This is a genomic window from Streptomyces sp. NRRL S-495 (genome assembly GCF_000966955.1).
GTDB lineage: Bacteria > Actinomycetota > Actinomycetes > Streptomycetales > Streptomycetaceae > Kitasatospora > Kitasatospora purpeofusca.
This window is the reverse complement of sequence record NZ_JZWY01001121.1, coordinates 1-751: the sequence shown is the minus strand read 5'-3', so window position 1 is coordinate 751 and position 751 is coordinate 1. Positions and strand designations below refer to the sequence as shown.

At 75.1% G+C, this 751-nt stretch carries 1 protein-coding gene; it reads right to left on the bottom strand.

Annotated features, from left to right (window positions below):
* Positions 1 to 751 (bottom strand): MFS transporter (locus VR45_RS39680; protein ID WP_045944829.1); only part of this gene is annotated, 751 nt, incomplete at both ends.

Genomic DNA, 751 nt, shown 5'->3' with positions numbered 1-751 from the left:
GCCGAAGCCGACCCGGGCGGCGAACGGCCGGGCGCAGCGGGAGCCGCACAGGAGCCCCAGGCCGCCGACCGCCCAGAACAGGCCCAACGCACCGGCGGGGAGGTGCAGTTCCCGGACGAACAGCACCGGCAGCAGGGTGTTGACGATCTGGAACCCGAGGTTGGTGAGGGCCGCGGTGAGCGCGAGGGCGCGGAGCTCGGCATTGCCGAGGACGTGCCGCAGGCCCTCCCCGATCTGCGCGCCGAGACCGGGAGCACCGGTGCGGGCAGTGCCGGCCCTGGCGGCGGCCGGCGAGGCCGGCGAAGGCGCGGGGGTGTCGCGCAGGGCGATCAGGCGCAGCGCGGAGCCGAGGTGGCTCACGGCCGTCACGGCGACGGCGGCCGGCGCGGTGAGCAACTGGACCAGGGCGCCGCCCGCACTGCGTCCGGCGATGTTGCCGACGGCCATCAGGCCGACCATGGCGGAGTTCGCCTGCACCAGATGCTCCCGGCCGACGAGTTGGGGCAGCACGCTCTGCGAGGCGATGTCGTAGAAGACGGTGGCGCAGCCGCTCAGCAGCGCGACGGCGTACAGCTGCCAGAGGGTGAGCCCGCCCAGCCACCAGGCGAGCGGGACGGAGATGTACAGGGCGGCCTTCGCCAGGTCTGCGACGACGAGGACGCGCCGGTGGCGCATCCGGTCCACCCAGGCGCCGGCGGGCAGGCCGATGACCAGGAACGCCAGGGTGGCGAGGGTGGCGAGGGCCCCGACC